The organism is Paraburkholderia sp. SEWSISQ10-3 4 (assembly GCF_030464785.1).
In the GTDB taxonomy this organism is placed as follows: domain Bacteria; phylum Pseudomonadota; class Gammaproteobacteria; order Burkholderiales; family Burkholderiaceae; genus Paraburkholderia; species Paraburkholderia aspalathi.
This window is the reverse complement of the sequence record NZ_JALPRI010000011.1, coordinates 96,601-119,272: the sequence shown is the minus strand read 5'-3', so window position 1 is coordinate 119,272 and position 22,672 is coordinate 96,601. Positions and strand designations below refer to the sequence as shown.

Genomic DNA, 22,672 nt, shown 5'->3' with positions numbered 1-22,672 from the left:
TAACGTTGGAGCGGCATGTTAAGTCTGCGTCCTTCATTCCCTGACAGCAGACGACATTGCTCGTCAGTGCGCGACATCAGATGGCGATGTCAAGGCTACGGCGTAATTGAATCAGATCAGCCCACAATTGTTCAAATGACTGACGGTTGATGCCGGTGGCTCTCAGGGCAGTCGTCGAAATGATTGCGACCGCTGCTTTGAGCGCTCTGTCATCTTCGCCCCGGGTAATCAGCACCTGACGTTCGTCAGTGGATTCGTGTGAACGATTGACGCGCCCAGCCGCTTCCAGACGTTTCAGAAGTAGGGTGAGCGTGGCGGAGGCCAGGAACACTCGCTCGGCGACCGTCCTCAACGTTATGCCATCGTGCCCCCACAGCGCCAGCATGACCAGACACTGCGAATGCTAGCTTATTTTCGAGGACGAAACATTCCAAGCCGCCCATCTGGCGAACAGTGCGGGGCGCGTAAGCTCTGCGCCGGGCCGATCCGCGCGCGAGGAGTTAGGGAGCCTCCCGACAAGCGCGGCTGACGAAGCCGCCGTAGTCGCCCTCACGACCGTCCGCATTACTCCGAGGTTGAGACCTTCCGAAGCCTCTTTTGAGAGGCAGTTGAGGGTCGAAAGTACGCATTCGTTGATGTCACAGCGGTCGTTCGCGATGGCTGCTGTCGAACGACCGCTGTACCGCAGAAAGCGGGCATCCCAGCGTCGACATGCGAGTGGCGGCTTTCGCCGACCAGCAGACTTTCCATGCCCTGCGCGTTGCAAAATCGCGCCAACACCGCTTAGAGCGCCCTGCTCTACAACGCCTCGCCGAGGTTTGCCACGATAACGGGTGTTATCGCCACCGCTCTGCTCCACAATGCCTTGGCGAGTTTTGCGGCGATAACCCGCGTTATCACCGCAATCCATCTATACACATCTGCCGTGCGAGGACCAGGTGGCTCGCGGCTGACCCCTCTGGCCTCGACAGTCGAAGTGGCGTCCCGCCAACGGCAGATCACAAAGACAACCGGACATCCAGCCGCTCTGCTTCCCGACATAACGCGACATTGGTTTGCATACCTTGCAGTCCTATGCGACGACCCAGTCGCGGCCAGCAATCGGACCACCCGCTTGCTGCATGCGACCGCCCGAAACCAGACCGCCAAGATCCACTGGTGCGTAGCCAAAATCGTTGACGAGTCCGATCACCACCGCCTTTGCGTCCTTGTCGTCACCGGAGACGAAGATGACGCGTTTTCCGTCATGAAACTTCGGGCCCTTGTCGTAGTGCTCCATGCGGATAGCATTGAACGCCTTGACGACGCGAGCCTCTGGCGCGTGTGCCGCGACGATCTCGCTGGCGCCCGTGCCCCCCAAGTCTGCCAGAACGAGCTCCGGCTCCAGTTGTGTAAAAGGGTTAGTGGTATCCACCAAAATGCGGCCCGCCCAATTGGGCAGCCCACTCAAGGCCGACGGGACTTGAAGCCACGGAACGGCGAGCACGACCAGCTCGAGCCGAGCCACCTCCTGGACCGTATCTGCCGACGCGTTCGGACCGAGTCCGGCCACGACATCGCCCAAAGCCTGCGGCCCACGACGAGCACTCAGGAGAACCTCATGTCCCGCTTGAATGGCACTCCTGGCGATGGACTGCGCTACAGCACCGGCTCCAATAAAACCAATCTTCATTTCGACACCTCAGCGGCAACGTAAGTCAATGAAGCCATGCTCGTCCAGGAGCACGGCACCTGGTAGAACAGCCAGGTCAGTTCGATGAGCGCAAGTCGAGCAGCACCTTGCCACCCTTGATTGCGTGCGCGACGGCCTTTTGGAAGTCCGCAAGCGGATAGACGGCAGCCACAGGCAGCTCAAGCTCGCCGCGAGCCATCAGCTCGGCAGACTCCTTGATTGCGTCCATGATGTACGGCAGATATTCGGGAAGGTCGATGTATATGCCGCGCACGACGATGCCGCGAAGATGCAGGTCCACGGCCTTGAGCGGAGTGACCAGCTCGCCGCTTGTGAACGCATAGCTCACCAGCGTACCGTTTTGCGACAGCACGTCGATCAGGCGCACCGCAGCCGAACCGCTCAAGCCATCGATGGCCAGACGGACGTTGCCCGGACCGACCGCGGCCTTGGCTTTGTCAGTGGCGCCCGGCTCATCGACGAGAACGACGTCCCCACCAGCTTCCTCCAGTTCCTTGACCAGTTCAGGACGACGTACGAAATTGATGGTCCGCAGGCCGCGCTTCTTCGCCAACGCGATCACCGTGCGGCCGATGCCGGAGTTGGCCGCATTTTGCACGATCCAGTCGCCTTCTTTGAGGTCAACAAAGCGCCCGAGCAGAAGTACGGCCGTAGGAGGATTGATGCGCAGCATGGCCAGTTGACGTGGATCGACGCTGGCAGGCAGCGCAATCAGCCCCTTGGCCGGGATCACCAGGCGCTCGCGCCAGGTCAACGCATAAAGCGGGGGTAATACGCGGTCGCCGACCTTCACGTTGGAGACATTCGAGCCTACCTGCAGAACTCGCCCGACGCCTTCATTGCCCACGATCGAGGGCAGCGGAGTCGAGTAGGCAAAGCGATTCGTGATGACGGCCAGGTCATTGCCGTTGATGGGGGCATACTCCATCGCAATCAGGACTTCATCCGGGCCGGTGCTGGCCGGCTCCGGAAGATCAACGAGTTTCAGAGTCTCGACGGGGTCGCCGAAAGCGGTGTTCTGGATAGCACGCATGGCTTGCGTCCTTTCATAAGATGCTTGGCTGGAAAGCCGAGAGGCAATACTTCGGCGCTCGGCGCTCATTTCGAAATCGTGCAAAGACCGGGGTGAACGCTACGAGGCCGCCCCTCACGACGAGGAGCGCCTCACATTGCGCAGGACGCGTAGCGCTAGAACGCGAACAGCACCATGCCGGTCCTTCCCCTGCGGTACGTATGTTCGAGCGCTCGCAGGTAGTCGCTCGCCTGATATCGTTCCGCCACTGGGAAAAGGCTCGGGAAGTTGCGTGCCAACTCGAGCGCCTTGGCCAGGTCCGCTTCGCGTACCGTCGCAGCTTCGAATTGCCAACTGAACAACGACACCCCCTTGATGGTCAACGCTTGAGGGGCGATGGAACGAATGTCCGTCGCCGCTCCTCCCAGGGAGCCGTAGCTAATGATCGCTCCGCCCCGGGCCAGGAAGCCCGCTACGTCGGGCAAGAGCGCACCGCCGACGCCATCGAACGCCACGTAGACGGGCTTGTTCGCAAGCGCAGCGCGAAGTTCGTCCTTCCAGCCCTGGTTTTCCGTGGCGATGATAGAAAGGCTGGGGCGAGCAGCTTTAAGCGCTTGCGCGCTCGCCGCGGAGCCGGCGAGCAGGATCGGATTGACGCCCGCTTCGACGAGCAGATGAGTGAGCAGCCTTCCGACGGCGGAATTGGCAGCCGTCTGAATAACCGTGACATCTTCGCGCTTGTCTTCGGGCAACGCGTTGTGACCAGCCCTCATCGCAAGGCGTGCCGTCAACGTGTTGACCAACATCTGCGCTGCGACCTCATCGCTCACTTCATCGGGCACGGGTATCAGCGACTGGACAGGCGCGGCGATCCTGGAACTCCAGGCACCGTTGACGGGAAAGAAGGCCACACGTGTGCCGACTTGAATCCGGTGTGAAGGGGCAATGTCAGCGGCCAGCGCTTCCACCACCCCTACACCTTCGACGCCGGGCACTCGCCCCCCCCTCGGGATGAAGGGAGCCGCCCCGAAGGCGGGGGAAGCTGAGACGCCCAGCAAGTCGCCCGGATGAACCGGTGCGGCGGACACACGCACAAGCGCCGCTCCGCTCACAAGAGAAGGGGCATCGGAAAATGCTTCCAGCGTGAGCACCTCGGCGGGCTCGCCATGGTTGGTGTGAACAATTCGCTGCATCAGAGACTCCTTTCGCAAGCATATGATTATTGGAGCGATCGCTCCGTTATGGCAGAATAGGTTCATCTCTACAGCATGTCAATTAATTTTGGAGCCATGACTACAAAAAACGATACCCAACCCCGGCGCAGCCGCGGCAGACCCTCAACCTTTGATCGTACGGAAGCCCTGAACCGAGCCATGAAGCTCTTCTGGGAGCAGGGATACGAAGGCGCCTCCTTTGACCAGTTGATCCATGCCATGGGGATCAGCCCCTCGAGCTTCTATAACTCGTTTGGCAGCAAGGAGCAGCTTTATAAGGAAACGACTGACGCATACCTGAGCATGTCCGAAGTCTGGTTCGCTGGCAGACTGTTCGGCACGGCCGACACGCGAGAAGCATTCAAGAAGCTTCTCGATGCTACCGTCGTGGAGTTCACTCGAGACAGCCACCCATCGGGCTGCATGATCTCTCTGGCCGGCACTCACCTGCCCCCCGAACTCGCTTCTATTCGTGAGACGATGGCCGAGCACCGCGCAAACGCTGAAGAGATGATGGCGCAGCGGTTGCGCAAGGGGGTCGAAGACGGCGACTTACCGCCTGACACCGACGTGCCTGCACTTGCTGCCTTCTACAGCGCCGTGACCCGCGGAATGGCCGTCCAGGCACGAGACGGAGGCGGCCCGCAAAAGCTGAAGGCGATCGCAGATGTCGCCATGCAAGCATGGCCAGCTCAAAGCGGTCAGGTGAGATCTGCAAAGCCCCGGGGGACTCGCGCTGTCTGACCGACAGTGCCGCACAGAGTGGTCCAGCGCCGGCGCTCGCAGGGCCGCGATTTGGAGCGTCATGCTCTGCTTCCTTTCGTGGACTGACGCACCGTCGGCACACCGTGGGTGAGTGCATATCCTTCGGTGCTCAGAATCCAGTCGGAAGTAGGTCCGAGTTATGAAGCTCACGCTCGACCACAATGTCATCATCGACTTAGCAAGTGGCTATATCAATATCGCCCGCCTTCGCGAGATCCTTGCAAAGAGCGGGCAACGTAACCTGTCAGAAGTCGCAGCCCGTAGTCAGTAAGACTGGAATGTTCGCCGATTCAGACGATGGCGACGCGGGTTCGAGTGACGACTGAAAGTCCGCTATCCGGGCGGAGCCGACGCTTGAGTGTCCGTCTGCCCGTACGGGCGCTTGGATGCGTACGGACCATCTCGTCGAGTCCGCCCGGATGTGGACGGACTCCAACGGCGCACAGGGCGCTTGGTTGGCGCGAGCCGAACTCGGCCGGACATCGGCGAACATGGCGCCCGACTTTCTCAAACTTTCGGCTCTTCGCGGTTCAGACTCTCTAGCGAAGCTATTCACCGTCGGCTGGCGGTTGGACTATCAGTGCCCGCTCGTTCGCTGGTTGCAGGACATCTGCGATACTCACCTGCGCGGAGCCGGGGAACTGCCGACCCTCGGCGCACCTGTTCACCCCCTCCGATAAGAGATTATTTTTTTAATTGGGACGATGCCGCGCAGCCGGCAGGTTTTTTCTGATTTGCCGAATGACCGTCAGCATAACTGACGGACGACCTATCGGCGTTTCCGGTGCACCATCGCAATCTGCAACGCGGCACGGTCGACGGGATCGTAATCGAACGCCTCCTCTCCGCCGGTCAATCTCGGGGGCGCTTTGCCGAGTTTCCCCTTTCCGCCGACGAGGCCAATGCGAAACATCTCTGCTTCGGCAATTGGGCGGTAGGCGCAAAGGACAGCACATCAATCATGGAGGGAGTTCGGACTTGACCTCAAGATAGACCAATCGGTATCATTTGGCACCTGGCTTGGTGATTGCCGGCGCAGAGCGCGAGAACGATCTCCGGCGCGCTCGTGAGGGCCATGCAAATAACGATGATGCTGTGGGGGTAAGTGTATGTCTTCGAGAAAGCGCAAGGCGGTGGCAGTCATCCTGCTGGCATTGGCGATCGTGGGCTGCTCACCCGCCCAAAATAGATACAAAATGACCCCCGAAGAAGTGCAGCTCTATCACCTTCAGCTCCAGCAACAGCAAGAACAAGCGTCGAAGTGGGCTACTGCGCATCCCGCTGAAGCGAGGGCGCTGTGGGACCAAAATGCGCGGTCGATTGAAGAGAATGACCGGAACTTCGCGCCATTCAAGAGACAAACTCCGCAGCGGACGCAACCCGATCAGCAGCACATGTGCTCACAGACCTTTGGATCGACGGTTGGCCTTGTGCCGTGCCCATAGGGTCAGTTTAGTCGGGAGATGTACGGTCGCACCTAGGTCGCACGGGCTGCGGGGAGCGGTGAGCCTGAATGTGGTTTTGTTGGCTAGCTGGTAACCCCACCAACCGGAAACGATCGTGAACATTGAGAAGACTCGGATCGGACTAATTCTCTTTCGCAAATTGACTCAGTTGGATTTGACGGGACCAGCTGAAGTTTTCGGACGCATGCCAGGCGCCGAAGTACACCTTCTGTGGAAGACGCTTGATCCGGTTTCATCTGACCGTGGCTTAAGCACTCTGCCCACAATGACATTCGAGGATTGTCCACCGTTGGACGTGATCTGCGTTCCAGGCGGTTGCACCATGCTGGAGGTTCAATCTCCCGAAGTGGGTTGCCGCGATAACCCGCCCGCGGCCTCGACTCACATCATTTCGGGGCTGCTCAGTTTCGTTCCGTCGGAAAAACGGGCCAGTCTGTAGGGTGTAATGTCGAACTGCGGCGCCTCGTCCATTACCAGCCGGCTCACGAGAACGCCTGCGCCTGGCCCCAGTCCAAAGCCGTGTCCGCTGAAGCCGGATGCGATCACAAGACCGGGTTTCGCATTAACCTTCGAGATGACGGGAACGAGGTCCGGCGTCGTGTCGATCGCGCCCGCCCATGCATGAGCGATCCGCAAGCCCGCCAGCTCGGGAAACACGCTGGACACATTTTGCAGGGCACGTTCGAGCCATTCGGTATCAGGCCGGGGATTCAGCACCCGCGTTTCTTCGAACGGCGAGACTTCATCGTCGCGCCAGGTTGCGCTTGCCTCCGGTCCGTGGAAGAAGCTGGCGCCGACGCGAATCTTCAGTTTTTTCTTCAGCTTGCTGCGGAACATGGTGCGAAACTTCACCGAATGCCGCAGGTTTTGCGGCGCGAGTTCCACGCGTCCGTAGCCGGGAACAGCGATGGTGTAGCCCCCGTCCAAGCGCCTCCTCAGCGCGAAGTTAGGCCCGGAGAAACAGCCTTCAATGACCCCCGGCGCCTCAGCGGTTCGCAACGCCGTTCCCATCACGTTGATGGCGGGCAGATCGATGCCGTGATGCTGGCAGAACAACGCGCTCCAGGCGCCTCCCGCGAGAACGACGGTGTCGGCTGCCAGCCGGCCGCGCTCCGTCCAGATACCAGAGACACGCCCAGCGCTCGTGTCGAGACTTCGTACCGCGCAGTTCTGATACACCATCGCGCCGAGACCTTGCGCGCCGCGAGCAATCGCAGGCGCGGCTTTCGACGGCTCGGCGCGGCCGTCCGTGACAGACCACAGCCCTCCAGCCCACTTCGCACGTCCGGACGGAATGCGCGCTGCCAGTTCACGCGCACTGAGGATCTCGCTGTTAAAGCCGACTTCCCGGGCGCGGGCAAGCCACGATTCCCACTGCGCGATGTCTGATTGATGCTCCGTGCCGTACAGGATGCCCGCCTTACGAAACCCAATGTCCTCGCCCAGTTCTTCGCTTAGTTCGCTCCAGCGCTTGAGGCTCTGCATCGCGAGCGGCAACTCATGGAGGTCGCGGTTCTGCTGACGCACCCAGCCCCAATTGCGCCCCGACTGCTCGCAGCCGATGACGCCCTTTTCCAGCAGAGCCACCTGGACGCCGCGTCGCGCCAGTTCATACGCGGTGCTGACGCCAATAATGCCGCCGCCAATTACCGCGACATCGCATCGATCGGGGAAACCTTCACTATCCGTGACTTCGTCGATCCTTAGCATTTCATAGCCGTTGGTTGCCGCTTCTTAGTACGTTACTGCAGTCAAGACCGTCCGAAATGCGCACCTGAAGCGCGATTTCATCATCCGCAGATACTGGCTACGATTTTGGTATGTTCCACCGCTTCGCTGATAGGACGATCCTGTTGTATCCGAAAGGGATACAACGATGATCCACCAGGCGCTGAGGCAATTCTTGAATTGCTATCTTGCAGACTGTTGCCGAGATCAGGTTTCTGCTTAGCCACATTCTCACACTCTTGCCTCCTGGTTAGCGGACGTGCAAGCCAGGATGTGCGAACGGCGGCAAAGGCCGACATGCTGCCGCACGAACTAGAAAAATGAATGGCCGTAGCACCTCGCAAGCGGCCGTTGAAGGCGCACGGACGCGACCGGCGGTTGTGGGTCGAGTTGATCCAGTCGTCGTCGGGCTCAGGCTGTGGGCCCGAGACCCGGCATCGCCGGGCCTCTTTGCGGCAGTGTGTGTCGCAATATGTGTAATCGACCGCGACGTCGCGGCCTGCAGTCAGGTCCTGGTGGCGAAAGAATAATTTCCGAGTGTTCGATGAGCGTTCAAACCCGTCGATTGGCGCATCGACGACCCGTACGTGCTAGAACGTATAGGCGACGTTCAGGAAGACGTTAAGCGGATTGAGCCGAAGCGTCGATTTGGAAACGATCTGCGTTCCAGTCGCGGTCTGCCCGTATAACGTCAGGCGGGTCTTAACTGGAACGTAGCCAAGGGAGGCTCCGACCGACCAATGCTTCGCAATCGCGTAGTTTGCCCCGACCTCGAACACAGGATTCCACGATGAACTGAGTGTCGCACGTGCCGAGCCGCCTGGACCAAGGCTATCGGTGACAAACTGGCTATTGGTTGTCCGAACCTGGGTGAACCACGTATAGCTCACACCGAGCCCTATGAACGGACGGAATTTCGATTCGGCCGAAAACAGATGGTATCGAAGTTCGATGGCGGGCGGCATTGGCCTTGTTGTGCCGAGCTTGCCGTACTTCTGCAGCGTCCCGTCGCCAATCAGATTCACCTTCATTGGTAGTCCAAAAAGCACGGCGACACCAATGTTGTCCGTGACGTAGTACTCAGTGGTAATTCCCACCGTATCGGTTGAGCTCGCATGCGCTCCGCTACCAGATAGCTGCTGATTCACCGCTACCCCGCCAATGCTTTCCACGGTTAGTGGCGTTGCGTCGCCCTGCGGCGCAATGTGAAGCCATCCAGTCGACAGCGTTATGCTTCCGGCCGACTGCGCATTGGCATTATCGACAGGCCCAGCTAGGCAGATGCAAGCCGCCATACCGACCGAACTCATCGTGCGTTTGTAATTCCTCATGTCTCTTCTCCTGCCTCTTTGTCTGTAAATTTTGTGAATCAGTGGTGTTTCCGTTCGAACTATTTAATTGATTGTTGTCCGTCTTTCGTATAGCTACGCCGCCTACTCCAATCGCCCTGCACTCTAGTAAGCGTGCATTGCCAGGCGTTCCGTCTCGGGCGAGAACACGTACCACTTACCGTCGCGGTGCTGGAAGAAAAAGAATCCAAGCGGGCCTGTCGGTAGCAGTAGCTCGATACGCACGCACGGTCTCTGATTCGAGCGCGCGCGGCTGAATCAGGTAACCCGAACCGGTGTCGAGGAGGTCGGCCCGAACCATTTTTCAACCTGCGAACGCAAAGACCTTTCCGATGCAATACTCACCCTCCATTCCTCCCAAACGAATAGGTTTACTAAATAAAATGCACTGACACGCATTTCAATGCAGCATCGCGACAGGTACTTCCGATCAACCTTTAATCCGGTCGCACGACCGAACAGGTCCCTTTGATATTTTGGCTCGTGTCACATTGTCCTGCCCTACGCATCTGTTGCCGTTGGGGCTGTCCCCGTCGGTTGCTCCGCCCGTGATGGCCTCGCGGCGACCGAGATCAAAAATGCAAACGGAAAGCGCCCGAGCGCGGAAGTCGCCAATGCTTCGAACGCGGGGTCGGCAAGTTCGACGTGGAGTGACATTCCGAGCGAGTTGTCATCAATGAGGCTAACGATTACATCCTCGACGCCGGCCTCTACGAGGGCCGACTCCAGCGCGTCCGCCGTTTCGCGCCGTTTCAGCGCCGGTTTGAAGATCTTGCCGACGCCCGTCAACGGCATCTTGTCCACGATCCGTATCCCCTTTGGCAATGCGGCGCGTTCGTTGATCTCGCGACGCAGAAACTCGGCCAATTCCGCTTCCGTTGCCGCTGTGCCCGGCTTTAGCTGGACATAGGCAACCGGCAACTCGCCCGCATGCATATCGGGGCGCCCTACGGCTGCCGCGATCTGGACTGCGGGATGGCGATGCAGTGGTTCTTCGATTGCCGCAGGGTCGATGTTGTGTCCGCCCCGGATAATCAGCTCCTTCTTCCGGCCGGTGAGCCAGAAGTAACCATCTGGGTCGCAGCGGCCGAGATCTCCGGTATTGAGCCAGAGCCTGCCGTCACCACCCTCCATCCAGATGCCACTGTTCTGCTCCGGCCGTGTATAGCCAACGAACACGTTTGGTCCGGAGATAACCAGTTGGCCAACCTCATCCGCAACGCAATCCCGTACATACCGGCCGCTTTCGTCGACCACCACGGCTTTCATCGCCTGACCGGGCAGACGAAGACCAATCGAACCGACCCTCAGCTCGCCAAGCGGCGGGTTAACGCTGCTAACGCAGGTACCCTCCGTGAGGCCGTAACCTTCAAGGATTCTGATTCCTGTACGATCCTGGAAAGCGCGAAGTAATTCCACCGGCATCGGGGCAGCGCCGCACAGTCCATACTCGAGCGAACTGATATCGTGATCGCCAACCGGGACATCCAGCAGCGATCCGTAGAGTGTCGGGACACCGCTGAAGAAGTTGACGCGGTAATGCTCAACGATTTCCCAGAAGCGCTTTATAACGTCGTCGCCCCGATACCCTTGAGGTGTCCCGAGCACGACGTGGGCACCACGCGAGAACGCCAGCAGGCCTGTCACGATCACCGCGTTGACGTGGAATAGCGGCAGTCCGCAAAAAATCGTTTTCCCCGGACCAATGCTTTCGCCGAAGAATTGACCTGCGTTCCACGCATTGGCCACTTCGTTGCCGTGCCGTCGAATCGCAATCTTCGGCAGCCCGGTGGTGCCGCCCGTGCAAAAGAACGACGACACATCATCAATGCTCATTCGACGCACGCTGCCGAGCGCCGTCCCTGACTCCCGCGCGTTTGCCGTGCTGAAATCGTGGATGCCGATATGCGAAGGAACGGCACTGCGAACGCCGCCAGGCCCATGCAGTTTTGAACACTCGCCGCGTTGAAGAATCCGGGCCGCAAATCCCTTTTCGCCCGGCATGCGGTCGGCCGGGTTCACGAGCACCAGGTGCCGCAGGCAAGGAACCTTGCGCAGCGCCGATTGCACCTTCTGCCAAAGGTCGGCTCCGGGAAACGGCGCCAGGGTGACGAGCACGGTAGCACCTGAGGCGTTGAGCAGTTCGCCGATGGCGTCGCCCTCAAGCAGCGGATTGATCGCGCAGACAATCCCGGCGGCTTCCCCGCCCCAGATCACAAAATGCGTTTCAGGGAGGTTGGGCAGAACGTAGGCGACGACCGAGTCGCGTTGTACTCCCAGGCGGGCAAACATGTTCGCAGTTCGCGTGACATCACGCATCAGTTCGCTGTACGTCCAGCACTCGGCGTTCCGGTAGTCGTCGGCCGTTGCAAAGAACGAAAGGGCCGGTGCCAGCGGATTGATGGCGGCGCCCCGACAGATCATCTCGTAGGTACTGGACGGGAGATCTGCAGGATGCCCTTGCGTTTCAATGTCAAGGACATCGTGTACGTTTGCGACGCCTTTCATGCCGCCTGTTCCATAACGACGTTATGCTGTACGCCCAGATCGATCGAGTGGTCATGGCTGGCGATATGCGCCTCCACGACGTCACCCACGCGCAGATACTGAGGCCTTTCTTCCTGCATCTTCAGGAAAAGCCGCCACTTTTCCGCATCAGGCAGCTGCGCCGCGGCCCGTTGCTTTTCGGGTGACGGAATACTCAGCGCACAACCGGAGGGCGTGCCGGTGGCGAGCAGATCTCCGGCGCGCAGGTCATGTATGGCGGAAAGCTCCGTCAAGGTCTCTGCCGGGCCGTAGACGAGGCCAGCCGTGGAGTCATTCTGGCGGACACTTCCGTTCACCGTCAGCGTCAGCACGAGCTCCTTTAGCTTTGGAATATCCTGTTTCTCCAGGAGGCAAAGGTAAGGGCCGACAGGGCCGAAAGAGCGATAGCTCTTGCCCTTGTAGAACTGCATTTGCGGAATCTGGATATCTCGCGCGGAATAGTCGTTGACGATCACGGCGCCGGCGATGTAGTCGTGCAGATTCTCCTCGGTGACAGTTTCGCGCGACGTAATGTCGCGTTTGAGGACGAGACCGAGTTCGATCTCGTAGTCGAGGAACTGCACCTCGTTGGGCTTGACCACTGGAGAGTCGGCGGGAACGATGCAGCTTGTCGCCTTGGTGAAGATCATGTTGAATTTCTTCACATCCGGGTCCATCCCGGACTCAATCATATGCTGGCGATAATTTGCGCCCTGGCAGACGAACTGCTGATTGGCGGTCACGGGCGACAACCATTGGACTTCCGATTCGGGAATCGTCGGACCGCTCAGCACGAACAGCCGTTCGACCGGGTTGGCCTCGATAAACTCAGCGGTCGACTTGAACTCGCCGGGAATCGGCGTGATAGCGCCACTAGCGACCACGCCCCACTGGGCGCGGTCTTGATGCAAATAATGCAGAACGTGAAGTGCCATTTATCGATCTCCGGATTCTATGGAAGGGGTGGGTTCAAGCGAAAAGCTTTGCCAGCGTCCGCAGCTTGCTCAGCGTCAGGTCGGGGCTGCGGCGCAGGTTTCTGAAGAGCGCCACAATGCTTGCCGGCGTGAATTTTGGCTTCGTGAAGCTGCGCGGCATCGTCGGTCCCCACTGCGCCATTGCTTCGCGGCTCACCGCGTGCACACCTGCCGGAGCATCGACCGTAAAGAGATCGCCGTCGCAATAGTGCTCATGCTTGTCGCCCCACGGGTCTTGCCAGTAGTCGAAAATCTGGCTGCCCAGGATATGTCGGCCGATCCCCCACGCGTGCGTCCAGCCCTTCTCGCGCAGGACGCGCTGACCCATACCGACCGCATCGGCATCGACGACTTCGTAGGCGCTGTGGCTGTAGGTAGGCAGGAAGCCTTGTGCAAGCGCTAGCGTATGGTGATCGGCCGGCTTGTCGCCGAGATTGAGCCGCATAAATACGACGACGGGCGAGCCATCGGGAAGCACCTGCACATCACTCGGGATGAAGCCGAAATGCTGCGTATACCATGCGCAGGTTTCCTGATAGTCGGCGAGTTCGAGCACGACATGTCCGAGCCGGATAACTTCAGGCGCGCGCTCGGGCGGTCGCTGCGTCCCGTTAATCCGGACGGCTGCGTCTACGGAGTTGAACGGCAATGGCGGCCGATGAGACAGCGTCGAAGCTGGCGCCTGGCCCCATATTGCATCGACGCGAAAGCCGGAAGGATCGGTTAGCCGTACGATATAACCCCCGCCGGGCAGGGATGACCGTTCGGCCTCAGAGGCGCCAGACAGTTTTGCAAGTGCATCAAGATCGGCCCTGTTGTCGACCTTTAGCCCGAAACCGACGAACCGGGATTTCGTCGCCTTCTGGACGACATAGCAGAAATGCGAAACACCCGTTCCCCGCAGGAGCAATTGCGCTTCACCGCGAGATACGGTCTGCAGCCCGAAATCATTGAGAAATTGCTCGGCCTTCCCGAGGTCTGGCCGATCGAATATCAGATAGGCTAATGCCGACGCTTTCGTCGTGGGATCGGGGTGACGAGCCGGCTGTCCAGTGGTCAGTTTCATAGCGAATAAGAAATCAGGCGGTTCGAATAGCGGTTTCGACTTCCGGCATCCGCACGCTCAAGGGATTACCCAGCAAGGCGAGACTCTCGCGCACAATACGGTTTGCATCGGTGGCCGGGCCGTCGTGGACGATCGTCTTGTCGGGCCGCACTACGGCAGCCCACCCGAGGGGCACCAGCCCGGGAAGAAATACGCCTTCGAGGTCTTCCCAGCTGTCGCGCGGGGCAAGATGCAGTCGTTGCCCCCGATGAGCAATCTGGACAGCGCGCCCTCCGGCACGCGCAAAGGCTGCGGCCGTCGCGTGCTCGAGCGCAGCAGCCGCGTCCACGCCAAACCCGATCAATGCGAGACCCTGCCCGAGCACGTCGTCGCTCAGACGCGTGGTGCCATCCGAACCTCTCACCCAGCCTTGCGCGATGACTGCGCCACGAACAAGCTTCGTCGACGAGCGGCCCTTGACGAACAGCCCGCGGCGGAATACATTCTTTGGCTTGATCTGCAGCTCCTCGAATTGCGCGCGTAGGCGCGGTACCAATCTCGACAGACGCATCAACCCGTGGGTCAATAAGGCGACGACGCCACTCCGGGGCATGACGAGCTTGCCCATGAACTTCGCGAGGTTGATCATCGCCTTCGCGTGGGGGCGCCGCTCCTCGTCATAGGTATCGAGAATCTCTGGATGGGCACGTCCTTGCACCACCCATGCGAGCTTCCAGCAAAGGTTGGCGGCGTCCCGAAGACCTGCGACCAATCCCTGCCCGACGAATGGGGGCGTGATGTGGGCCGCGTCGCCCGCCAGGAACACCCGGCCCTTGCTGAACGCATCGACAGCGCGCGCATGGAAGCGATACACGGCCTTGCGCTCGATGATCATGTCTTCCGCCCTGCCCCAGGGGGAAAGCAAATCCCGGATACACGACTCGGATTCCATATCCTCGCGGCGCTCGCCAGGCCGGAGCATAAATTCCCAGCGTTCGCGACCACCAGGCGCGACCATGTGCGGGATCGGCCGACGGTAATCGCAGATGAACTCGATGTGATCGATCGGACGCGGTACGTTGCGGGCATCGACGATCAGCCAGTCCTCGGCGAACGTCTTGCCCTTGAATTCCTGCCCAATGAGCTGGCGCACCAATGAACTCGCCCCGTCCGCGCCGACCAGATAGCGGGCCCGGACCACATGAGTGCGCCCCTCGCCAAGATCTAACGATGCGAGCACGTGATCCCGTTCTTCTGTGAAGCTCTTGAGCTCAACCCCCAAGGCGACATGCGCACAGTCGTATGTCGCGAGCCGGGCGCGTAGGCACCGCTCAAGGTCTGGCTGGTAGAAGGTGACGAGCTTCGGATGGCCATCCAGGCTGCCCAGCGAATTCACCCTACCGAACAGTCCCAGCATGGGTGACCTCATGCGGACGTGCGGTATGGCGATCGTCTCGAAATCGCTCTCCGCAACGCCGGCAAGCTGAAGGATGCGCAGCGCTTCGTTATCGAGCGCGATCGCACGGGGCGCCATGAATACTTCAGTCGACCTGTCGACAACCATCACGTTCACGCCGTGCTGTGCCAACAGATTGGCAATCGTTGCACCCACCGGTCCGCAACCCACCAATAAAACGTCCACGGCTCGCGGAAACGCCCCAATCGGCGCACACCCCTCGCCATCCCGGCTGTGCGGCACGGAACCATCTTTTGCTGCTGTCTCCACAGTCACTCCGTCTGTTGTTTCTTGGACCGGCGCTACATGGCCGTTAGTGACATTAAATTCATAAATGATGATTTTGTCAACATAGACAATAGCATCTATACTTCGGCATGGCCAAAACTGGACCGATCATGCCGAACACTTCAAATCGCCCGACAGCAAAGCGTCCTTCCCGTGCGGCGTCAGTTGCCGCGGTTGCCGTTCCCGAAGAACGCGAGCCGCGCGGTGCCCGTCGTAAGCGCGAGACGCGCGCCCGCCTCCTCGACGCGGCCCTCAGGCTGATGGCCGAAAAGGGCATGGAAGGCGTAGCCATCAACGAAATCACCGAGGCCGCCGACGTCGGGTTCGGATCGTTCTACAACCACTTCGAGTCGAAGGAAGCCATCTACGCGACGCTTGTGGACAACGTGTTCGAGGAGTTCGCCGACATGCTCGATCGACTCGCGGGGGGCCTGTCCGACCCCGCAGAAGTGATCGCCGTCTCGGTGCGTCATACCCTGATGCGTGCGCGGCGCGACCCCGTATGGGGACGCTTCCTAATACGCGAAGGGTTTTCTGCGGGTATGCTGAGCCGCGGGCTGGGTCAGCGGCTGCTGCGGGATATCGGAAATGGCATCGCCGCCAAGCGCTTTATAGTCGCCGACCCCTTCATCGGCTTTCTTTCGGTTGGCGGCACGGTGCTCGCGGCAGTTGCAGCCGAGCTGAATTTCGTCGCGCCGAGCGCGCCGGCGGCGCAGTTGCTCGACGAACTTGGCTTCAGCGGAGAGCACTTCGCCGAGCGCACGGCGGCAACGATTCTGCAAACACTCGGACTCAAGCGCGCCGAGGCAGAGAAGATTGCAATGCGAGCGTTGCCGCTCATCGAGGCGGAAGTCGATGGGGAATGAGGCGGGCGGCGACAACGTACGTTACGGAATTGGGGTCACCGGGTACGATCGGCAAATGTGTCACCAACGCCGCGGATAGCAGATCGCACTCGTGGCAGGCTCTCCCCGACCTCACGAAGTCAAGGTCATTCCCTTGACGTCACGTGCGGCTGATCGTCCGGCAGTTCGCCCATCGCCTGGAAGAGTGCGGCGGTATCGCTCATGCGCTGGCGCCCGGCGCGTACGGCGCCAAGCTGTGCATTGAGAAATCGCTGCTCGCTGGCGTGCTGTGCGGTTGACGGCAGGGAACCCAGACGGGCGCGCGACGCCGTTTCGTCGAATGCAGCATGGGCTGCCTGTGCCGCTCTTTCGGCTGATGCCAGCGTCTGCGCGTCATTGTCCAGTGCGGCAAGCGAATCCGCGGTATCCTGGAATGCCGACAGGACCGTCGACTTGTAGTGCAGAACCGCGGCATCGTAGGTATCAATCGAGGCTCTGCGTTGCGCGAACAACGCCCCACCGTGGAAGAGCGGCTGCGACAGGCCCGCACCGATTGCCCAGAGGCCGCCCGCGCCTGAAAGCATCGCCGGCCAGCTAAAGCCGCCGCGGCCCATCGAGGCCGTCAGTGACAGGCTCGGAAAGAGTTGCGCGGTCGCCGCGCCAACGTCGGCCGCGGCCGCTTTCACGGCGGCGTCGGCTGCCTGAATGTCCGGGCGCGAACGCAGAAGATCCGACGGCACGACGACCGGCACATGGCCGGGCAACGCCATGCTGTCGAGGTCGGGAACGATCGGTGCGTTATCGGGCGTCCGGCCCATCAGTACCGACAGCGCGTGGACGGCTGTGAGGCGCTGCTGGCGCAAGGCCGGAAGACTCGCCGCGATCGAATCTGAGTCCTGCGTCGAGTTGAGCGCCTGCACGTGCGAAATGGACCCGAGCGCATATCGCTGCCGATCCTCGTTTGCGGTTTCGCTCGCCACGGCGACGAGCCGTTCAGTGAGCGCGATCTGGCGATCGAGCGCCGCCACATTGATCGCCGTGCCGACGATGTTGGCGGCGAGCGCGCGCCGGGCCGCTTCCAGCTCGAACCCCTGCACATTCAAGCGAGCGGCAGCCGCCGCGTTGGCGTAGCGCGTCTGGCCGAAGAAGTCGAATGCGTAGCGCGCCTGAAGTTGCCCAGCGAAAAAGTTGTACTGCACCTGCTCAGGGCCGAGCCCTGGTACGACGGGTGAACGCGCGCGCTCCACCTGGGCGACACCGTCGACTGACGGCAGCGTGGACGCGCCGACCTGCGCGCGAAGTTCCTCTTGCGCGGCCGCGAGCGTTCGCTGCGCACCTGCAAGCGTCGGGCTGTTGCGCAAGCCTTCCTCGACGAGTGCATCAAGCGCGTCGGACCGGTAAAGCCGCCACCACTGCGGCACCGATGTCGCGCCGATATCGAACCGCTGCGCAATACCGCCTGCGGCAACGGTCTTCGAGGGTTGCGCCTGCGCCCCGTAGTGCTCGGGCGAAGGCATCGCCGGCGGCTCGCCGCTGGGGCCGAACGAGCAGCCTGTCAGTGCGAGCGCCGTAGTCACGGCGAGAAAGGACGTCTTATAGGTAAGCTTCATGATCAGATCTCCGTATGCTCGACGACGACCGGTTGCATCGCGCACTCGTCGCGCCGGACCTTGAAGCACGTCGCGTAGAGCGCCGGCAGGAAAAACACAGTCAGTACCGTGGCAATCGTGATACCACCCATCAACGCAGTCGCCATGGGTCCGAAGAACGCTGAGCGCAGGAGTGGAATCAAGGCGAGCACAGCGGCGGCGGCCGTCAACATGATCGGCCTGAAGCGCCTCACCGTCGCACCGATAATCGCGTCGAAGCGCCCATGCCCCGCCGCGATATCCTGATCGATCTGGTCGACCAGAATCACGGAGTTGCGCATGATGATGCCGAACATGGCAATCACGCCGAGCAACGCGACGAAACCAAAGGGCTTGCCGAACAGGAGCAGCGCTGCCACGACCCCGATCAGCCCGAGCGGTGCTGTCAGTACGACGATAAACGTCCGCACGAAGCTCTTGAGTTGAATCATGAGCAGCGTCAGCACGGCGATGATCATGAGCGGCATCTCGGCGTTGATCGAGGTCTGGCCTTTCACGCTTTCTTCGACCGCGCCGCCTGCTTCGATGCGATAACCCACCGGCAGTCTTGCTTGTACCCCGGCGAGCGAGTGCTCGATATCGCGGGTCACGTCGATGCCCTGCGCGTCGCCCCGAATGTCAGCCTGCACGGTGATCGTCGGCTGCCGGTCGCGCTGCCAGATAACACCGTACTCGAGCGTGTCCCGAACGTGTCCGAGGGAACCGAGCGGAACCGGGCCGTTCGGCGTCGGAACCGCGAGGCTCGTGAGCTGCGCAGGATCAACACGCTCACTCTTCGGTGCACGCAGATCGACGTTGATCAGCTTGTCGCGTTCACGGTACTGCGTGACCGTGTACCCCGAGAGCGTCATGGCGAGGAAGTTCGATACGTCCTCCGACGTGACGCCAAGCTGGCGTGCCCTGTTCTGATCGATCTCGAATGAGATCGACCGTTCCGCCGGCTCGTCCCAGTCGAACTGGACATTGCGTGTGCGGGAGTCGGCACGGACCTTCCCGGCGACCGTTTCAGCAATGGAGCGCACGGTTGCAATATCGTTGCCGCTCACCCGGAACTTGATCGGGAAACCCACGGGCGGACCGTTCTCGAGCCGCGCCACACGCGTGCGCACGCCGGAGAACTCTCTCCCGAGTTTGGCATCGAGCCAGCGCATCAACTCTTCGCGGGTTTCGACGCCTTTTGCCGTGATCACGAACTGCGCAAAGTTAGGCTGCTGAAGCTGCTGGTCGAGCGGCAGATAAAAGCGCGGTGCGCCCGTGCCTATAAAGTCGACGAAGTGGTCGATCCCGGGATTGCCGTCGAGCGCCTTTTCCAGGCGCTTCGCTTCACGCAGCGTCGCCTCGAACGAAGCGCCTTCCGGCAGTCGCAAGTCCACGAGCAACTCTGGCCGCTCCGAGTTCGGGAAGAACTGCTGCGGCACGCGCGTGAAGGCCGCCATCGCGATGGCAAAGAGCACGGCAGTGACGCCGAGCACGGCCCAGCGACGCTCGATACACCACGAGACCCACCTCGACAGGCGCTGGTAGAAGCCAGTGTTGTAAACATCGCGCTCATGATGGTGGCCGCCACTCTCATGGTTCTTGCGCTCGGGCAACATATGAAAGCCCAGCAAGGGGACCAGCACGACGGCCGCGAACCACGATACGATCAGCGCAATGGCCGACACTTCGAAGATCGTGCGCGTGTATTCGCCCGTACTCGATTTCGCGAGTGCGATCGGCAGGAAGCCCGCTACCGTCACGAGCGTGCCGGTCAGCATCGGGAACGCGGTGCTCGAGTAGGCAAAGGCCGCCGCGCGCAGGCGACTCCACCCCTGCTCGAGCTTCACGGCCATCGTTTCGACGGCGATAATCGCATCGTCGACTAGCAGCCCCAGCGCGAGCACGAGCGTGCCGAGGGATACCTGGTCCAGCCCGATATTGAACATATGCATGCACAGCGCCGTCACAGCGAGCACGATCGGAATCGAGATCACGACGACCATGCCAGTACGCAGGCCGAGCGAAACGAGGCTCACGACCAGTACGATGGCTACCGCTTCGCCGACCGACCTGACGAACTCGTCCACTGAATGCTTGACCGCGTGAGGCATGCTCGAGACGGGAGCCAGCCTGAGTCCCGCCGGCATGGCAGCCTGCAGTTCGGCGGCTTTCGCGTCGAGCGCCTTGCCGAGGCTGATCACGTCGCCGCCCTTTTGCATCGTGACGCCGATTCCAAGGACCGCCTGTCCGCCGACCCGCATCTGGGTAACGGGTGGATCGTCGTAGCCGCGCGTGATCTTCGCGATGTCACCGAGCCGGAACGTGCGTTTGTTCACGGTGATCAGTGTGTCGGCGAGCGCCTGCACGTCCTTGAACGCGCCGCTCGGTCGCACGAACACCCGATCGTCCGCCGTCGTAATGGTGCCCACGGGCGCAACGGTATTTTGTGCGTCGATTGCCTGGGCGAGCTGCTGCGGCGTGATGGAGAGCCCCGTCAGCTCTGCATTCGATATCTCGACGAAGATGTGCTGGTCCGGGTCGCCAAAGTAGTCGACCTTGGCGACGCCGGGCACGCGCAGCAGGATCGCGCGCAACTGGTCCGCGTAGTCGTGCAGTTGCGCGGGCGTAAAGCCGTCGCCTTCAAGCGCATAGATGTTTGTGTAGACATCACCGAACTCGTCGTTGAAAAACGGTCCAACCGTCCCCTTGGGCAGCGTCGCCGCAATGTCACTCACTTTCTTGCGCACCTGGTACCAGGTCTCTGGGACATCCTTGACCGGGGCCGAATCCTTCATAGCGAAGAAGATCATCGACTCACCGGGCCGCGAGTAGCTCTTGATGTTGTCGACATACGGTGCCGCCTGCAACTGGCGGCCGATCCGGTCCGTGATCTGTTCCTGCACCTCGCGGGCAGTTGCGCCCGGCCAGTAAGTTTTGACTACCATCGTCCGGAACGTGAACGGCGGGTCCTCCGACTGCGCAAGTTGCGTATAACCGATCACGCCGAACAGGGTTGCAAGCCCGATCAGAAAGATCACGAGCTGCTGATGGCGCAACGCCCACGCTGAGAGATTGAAGCCGCCTTCGCCACGTGCCTCGGCGTCGGACGGGGTGACGGGCACGCTGCCTCGCGCAGTTTCACGGTCGCGTGCGTTCATGACGAAAAATCCTCGGGGTGCAACGGGGCTATCACCTGCACGTGTTCGTCAGCGCTCACTGCGTGCACGCCTTGCATCACGACGCGATCGCCGTCGTGCAGGCCGCCGGTGACGGAGACTTTGCGCTCGTCGTAGCGCGCAATACTGACAGGGCGCAGCTCAAGGGTGTCGCTGCCCGCGCGCACCACCCACACAGCGGGGTCCTCGCCTTTGTGAAAGAGCGCCGTCACAGGCAGCGCAAACGGACGTGCAGTTGGCACATCGCCGCCGGCTTCGAACGTGACATTGGCCGTCATGCCCAGGCGAACTTCGGGGCTCGGCGCGGCCAGCGTAAGCTTCACGCGCCAGGTGCGGCTTTGCGGGTCGGCAGCCGGCGACACCTCGCGCACGCGTGCCTCGAAAGTCTTGCCGGGCAGCGCGGACAGGCTTACTTGCGCATTGCTGCCGACGGTCAATACGCCAAGCGTCCGCTCGGGCGCGTCGCAGACAACATCCACGTCTCCCGTCCAGTCGAGGTGATAGACGGCTTGATCTGCCTGAACGTTCTGGCCAGTGTCGGCGTCCTCCGATGTGATGACTCCGTCGTGGTCTGCCGTAAGCGTGGCGTAGCGCAGGTGATCCGTGGCGAGCGCCATTTGGGCGAGCGCCGAATCCCGCTGTGCGAGGGCGGAAGCGTAGGCGTCCTGGGTCTGCTCCATCTGCGCCGTTGCGATGAGGTTTGCCTGCGCCTGAGCGCGGTCGCGATCGAGCTGCTGCCTGGCGTACACGAGGCGATGTTCGGCGGCGTCGAGATGCGCTCGCGCGTTGACCAGGTTAATGCGCAGATCGGTTGGGTCGAGCAGTGCAACGGTCTGCCCCGCCTTGACGGTATCGCCGATGCGCATCCGCCGTTCGGTGACCTTGCCTCCAATCCTGAACGAAAGAGGCGTGGAATACCGCGCCTGTACCTGAGCCGGCAACGAGGCGCTCGCCGTGCGCGCGTCGGGATGAACCCTGACAGCGACGACAGGTTTGGGCTCGGGAGCGACGGTTTCGCGCGGGTGGCAGGCCGCTAGCAGCATTGCGCCGCAAGCCGCAATGAGAAGACGTCCTCGGTGAGATGGTCGGGCGGCGGACGACAGGAAGGGGCGCGCAAGCGTCTGCGCGTTAAGACAGGAAAGTTTCACGATGTTCACAAGGCAGGTGATGGTCCAGCAATAAAAATGGGCGAGGCATCGGAAGACACGGTGCATCTAGCGGCATGCCTTGCCAAGCGCGTTAGCGCTCGATTCGGTATCCCTATAACTTAGTATTCCTACTCGCTGCATCTGATACAAACCGTTTGCAACTCTTCGTACTTCGTCATCGCACGCGGCCACTCCCCACGAAACAGCTAGAGAACGAACATAAAAATAGATCCTCGCCCCGAGCCCGGCGCTGGTGGATCTGAACGGCAATGGACGGCCCATCTTCAGCGCTGCAACACGCTGCTCCGGGCACCGTCGGAATTCAATTCGTCTGTCCATACGGTCGCTGATCCGTTCGC

At 61.0% G+C, this 22,672-nt stretch carries 17 protein-coding genes and 1 pseudogene; 5 read left to right on the top strand and 13 right to left on the bottom strand.

Features of this window, described 5'->3' with window-relative positions:
* Positions 1-76: 76 nt before the first annotated feature.
* From M0D68_RS21080 to M0D68_RS21065, 4 genes are all read right to left on the bottom strand, one after another.
* The gene (locus M0D68_RS21080) at positions 77-391 is read right to left on the bottom strand and encodes a MarR family transcriptional regulator (protein WP_301713969.1); all 315 of its coding nucleotides are present in this window, start codon (positions 389-391) and stop codon (positions 77-79) included.
* Between the two features lie 681 nt (positions 392-1,072).
* Positions 1,073-1,672: an NADPH-dependent F420 reductase gene (locus tag M0D68_RS21075; protein ID WP_266225256.1), complete on the bottom strand. Its 600-nt coding sequence runs from the start codon at positions 1,670-1,672 to the stop codon at positions 1,073-1,075.
* A gap of 76 nt (positions 1,673-1,748) precedes the next feature.
* Positions 1,749-2,726 (bottom strand): zinc-dependent alcohol dehydrogenase family protein, encoded by a 978-nt coding sequence (locus M0D68_RS21070; protein ID WP_266225255.1) that lies wholly within the window; start codon positions 2,724-2,726, stop codon positions 1,749-1,751.
* Positions 2,727-2,881: 155 nt separating this feature from the next.
* Positions 2,882-3,898, bottom strand: a complete 1,017-nt coding sequence (locus M0D68_RS21065) for a hypothetical protein (protein WP_266225253.1) — start codon at positions 3,896-3,898, stop codon at positions 2,882-2,884.
* Positions 3,899-4,078: 180 nt separating this feature from the next.
* On the opposite strand from M0D68_RS21065, the gene M0D68_RS21060 reads away from it, so the two are divergent.
* The 4 genes and pseudogenes from M0D68_RS21060 to M0D68_RS21045 form a co-directional block, all read left to right on the top strand.
* Positions 4,079-4,663: a TetR/AcrR family transcriptional regulator gene (locus tag M0D68_RS21060; protein WP_266225251.1), complete on the top strand. Its 585-nt coding sequence runs from the start codon at positions 4,079-4,081 to the stop codon at positions 4,661-4,663.
* A gap of 160 nt (positions 4,664-4,823) precedes the next feature.
* Positions 4,824-4,955 (top strand): hypothetical protein, encoded by a 132-nt coding sequence (locus M0D68_RS21055; protein WP_266225249.1) that lies wholly within the window; start codon positions 4,824-4,826, stop codon positions 4,953-4,955.
* 838 nt (positions 4,956-5,793) lie between these two features.
* Positions 5,794-6,129, top strand: a complete 336-nt coding sequence (locus tag M0D68_RS21050; protein WP_256457968.1) for a hypothetical protein — start codon at positions 5,794-5,796, stop codon at positions 6,127-6,129.
* A gap of 115 nt (positions 6,130-6,244) precedes the next feature.
* Positions 6,245-6,466 (top strand): annotated as a pseudogene (locus tag M0D68_RS21045) (DJ-1/PfpI family protein); the annotation flags it as partial.
* 65 nt (positions 6,467-6,531) lie between these two features.
* Here the strand turns inward: M0D68_RS21045 and M0D68_RS21040 are convergent.
* The 6 genes from M0D68_RS21040 to M0D68_RS21015 form a co-directional block, all read right to left on the bottom strand.
* Entirely contained in the window at positions 6,532-7,860 is a 1,329-nt protein-coding gene (locus M0D68_RS21040) for an FAD-binding oxidoreductase (RefSeq protein ID WP_266225248.1), read from the bottom strand.
* A 608-nt stretch (positions 7,861-8,468) separates the two neighbouring features.
* Positions 8,469-9,209 (bottom strand): OmpW family protein, encoded by a 741-nt coding sequence (locus M0D68_RS21035; RefSeq protein WP_266225247.1) that lies wholly within the window; start codon positions 9,207-9,209, stop codon positions 8,469-8,471.
* A 519-nt stretch (positions 9,210-9,728) separates the two neighbouring features.
* Positions 9,729-11,735, bottom strand: a complete 2,007-nt coding sequence (locus M0D68_RS21030) for an acyl-CoA synthetase (protein ID WP_266225246.1) — start codon at positions 11,733-11,735, stop codon at positions 9,729-9,731.
* On the bottom strand, positions 11,732-12,688 hold the full coding sequence (locus M0D68_RS21025; RefSeq protein ID WP_266225244.1) for a fumarylacetoacetate hydrolase family protein: 957 nt from the start codon (positions 12,686-12,688) through the stop codon (positions 11,732-11,734). The genes M0D68_RS21030 and M0D68_RS21025 overlap by 4 nt, the downstream gene beginning before the upstream one ends.
* A gap of 34 nt (positions 12,689-12,722) precedes the next feature.
* A complete protein-coding gene (locus tag M0D68_RS21020; RefSeq protein ID WP_266225242.1) occupies positions 12,723-13,793 on the bottom strand; it encodes a VOC family protein in 1,071 nt (356 codons plus the stop codon).
* A gap of 13 nt (positions 13,794-13,806) precedes the next feature.
* Positions 13,807-15,414: a bifunctional 3-(3-hydroxy-phenyl)propionate/3-hydroxycinnamic acid hydroxylase gene (locus tag M0D68_RS21015; protein ID WP_266225343.1), complete on the bottom strand. Its 1,608-nt coding sequence runs from the start codon at positions 15,412-15,414 to the stop codon at positions 13,807-13,809.
* 212 nt (positions 15,415-15,626) lie between these two features.
* Here M0D68_RS21015 and M0D68_RS21010 point away from each other — a divergent pair, with 212 nt between their 5' ends.
* Positions 15,627-16,382, top strand: a complete 756-nt coding sequence (locus M0D68_RS21010) for a TetR/AcrR family transcriptional regulator (protein ID WP_266225241.1) — start codon at positions 15,627-15,629, stop codon at positions 16,380-16,382.
* Positions 16,383-16,507: 125 nt separating this feature from the next.
* Here M0D68_RS21010 and M0D68_RS21005 read toward each other — a convergent pair whose 3' ends face one another.
* From M0D68_RS21005 to M0D68_RS20995, 3 genes are read right to left on the bottom strand one after another with little or no spacing between them, the layout of a single operon-like run.
* Positions 16,508-17,971 carry an efflux transporter outer membrane subunit gene (locus M0D68_RS21005; protein ID WP_266225239.1) on the bottom strand — a complete coding sequence of 488 codons (1,464 nt, stop codon included), beginning with the start codon at positions 17,969-17,971 and terminating at the stop codon, positions 16,508-16,510.
* A gap of 2 nt (positions 17,972-17,973) precedes the next feature.
* Complete coding sequence (locus M0D68_RS21000; protein WP_266225237.1) at positions 17,974-21,147, bottom strand: efflux RND transporter permease subunit; 3,174 nt, start codon at positions 21,145-21,147, stop codon at positions 17,974-17,976.
* Positions 21,144-22,208 carry an efflux RND transporter periplasmic adaptor subunit gene (locus M0D68_RS20995; RefSeq protein WP_266225236.1) on the bottom strand — a complete coding sequence of 355 codons (1,065 nt, stop codon included), beginning with the start codon at positions 22,206-22,208 and terminating at the stop codon, positions 21,144-21,146. Before M0D68_RS20995 ends, M0D68_RS21000 begins: the two co-directional genes overlap by 4 nt.
* Positions 22,209-22,672: the final 464 nt, after the last annotated feature.

What these genes read in the sequence shown, in the direction of transcription:
- M0D68_RS21065 (WP_266225253.1), bottom strand. Translation starts at nt 3,898, where the DNA reads ATGCAGCGAATTGTTCACACCAACCATGGCGAGCCCGCCGAGGTGCTC.
- M0D68_RS21055 (WP_266225249.1), top strand. Translation starts at nt 4,824, where the DNA reads ATGAAGCTCACGCTCGACCACAATGTCATCATCGACTTAGCAAGTGGC.
- M0D68_RS21030 (WP_266225246.1), bottom strand. Translation starts at nt 11,735, where the DNA reads ATGAAAGGCGTCGCAAACGTACACGATGTCCTTGACATTGAAACGCAA.
- M0D68_RS21050 (WP_256457968.1), top strand. Translation starts at nt 5,794, where the DNA reads ATGTCTTCGAGAAAGCGCAAGGCGGTGGCAGTCATCCTGCTGGCATTG.
- M0D68_RS21040 (WP_266225248.1), bottom strand. Translation starts at nt 7,860, where the DNA reads ATGCTAAGGATCGACGAAGTCACGGATAGTGAAGGTTTCCCCGATCGA.
- M0D68_RS20995 (WP_266225236.1), bottom strand. Translation starts at nt 22,208, where the DNA reads ATGCTGCTAGCGGCCTGCCACCCGCGCGAAACCGTCGCTCCCGAGCCC.
- M0D68_RS21000 (WP_266225237.1), bottom strand. Translation starts at nt 21,147, where the DNA reads ATGAACGCACGCGACCGTGAAACTGCGCGAGGCAGCGTGCCCGTCACC.
- M0D68_RS21005 (WP_266225239.1), bottom strand. Translation starts at nt 17,971, where the DNA reads ATGAAGCTTACCTATAAGACGTCCTTTCTCGCCGTGACTACGGCGCTC.
- M0D68_RS21020 (WP_266225242.1), bottom strand. Translation starts at nt 13,793, where the DNA reads ATGAAACTGACCACTGGACAGCCGGCTCGTCACCCCGATCCCACGACG.
- M0D68_RS21010 (WP_266225241.1), top strand. Translation starts at nt 15,627, where the DNA reads ATGCCGAACACTTCAAATCGCCCGACAGCAAAGCGTCCTTCCCGTGCG.
- M0D68_RS21070 (WP_266225255.1), bottom strand. Translation starts at nt 2,726, where the DNA reads ATGCGTGCTATCCAGAACACCGCTTTCGGCGACCCCGTCGAGACTCTG.
- M0D68_RS21060 (WP_266225251.1), top strand. Translation starts at nt 4,079, where the DNA reads ATGAAGCTCTTCTGGGAGCAGGGATACGAAGGCGCCTCCTTTGACCAG.
- M0D68_RS21075 (WP_266225256.1), bottom strand. Translation starts at nt 1,672, where the DNA reads ATGAAGATTGGTTTTATTGGAGCCGGTGCTGTAGCGCAGTCCATCGCC.
- M0D68_RS21025 (WP_266225244.1), bottom strand. Translation starts at nt 12,688, where the DNA reads ATGGCACTTCACGTTCTGCATTATTTGCATCAAGACCGCGCCCAGTGG.
- M0D68_RS21035 (WP_266225247.1), bottom strand. Translation starts at nt 9,209, where the DNA reads ATGAGGAATTACAAACGCACGATGAGTTCGGTCGGTATGGCGGCTTGC.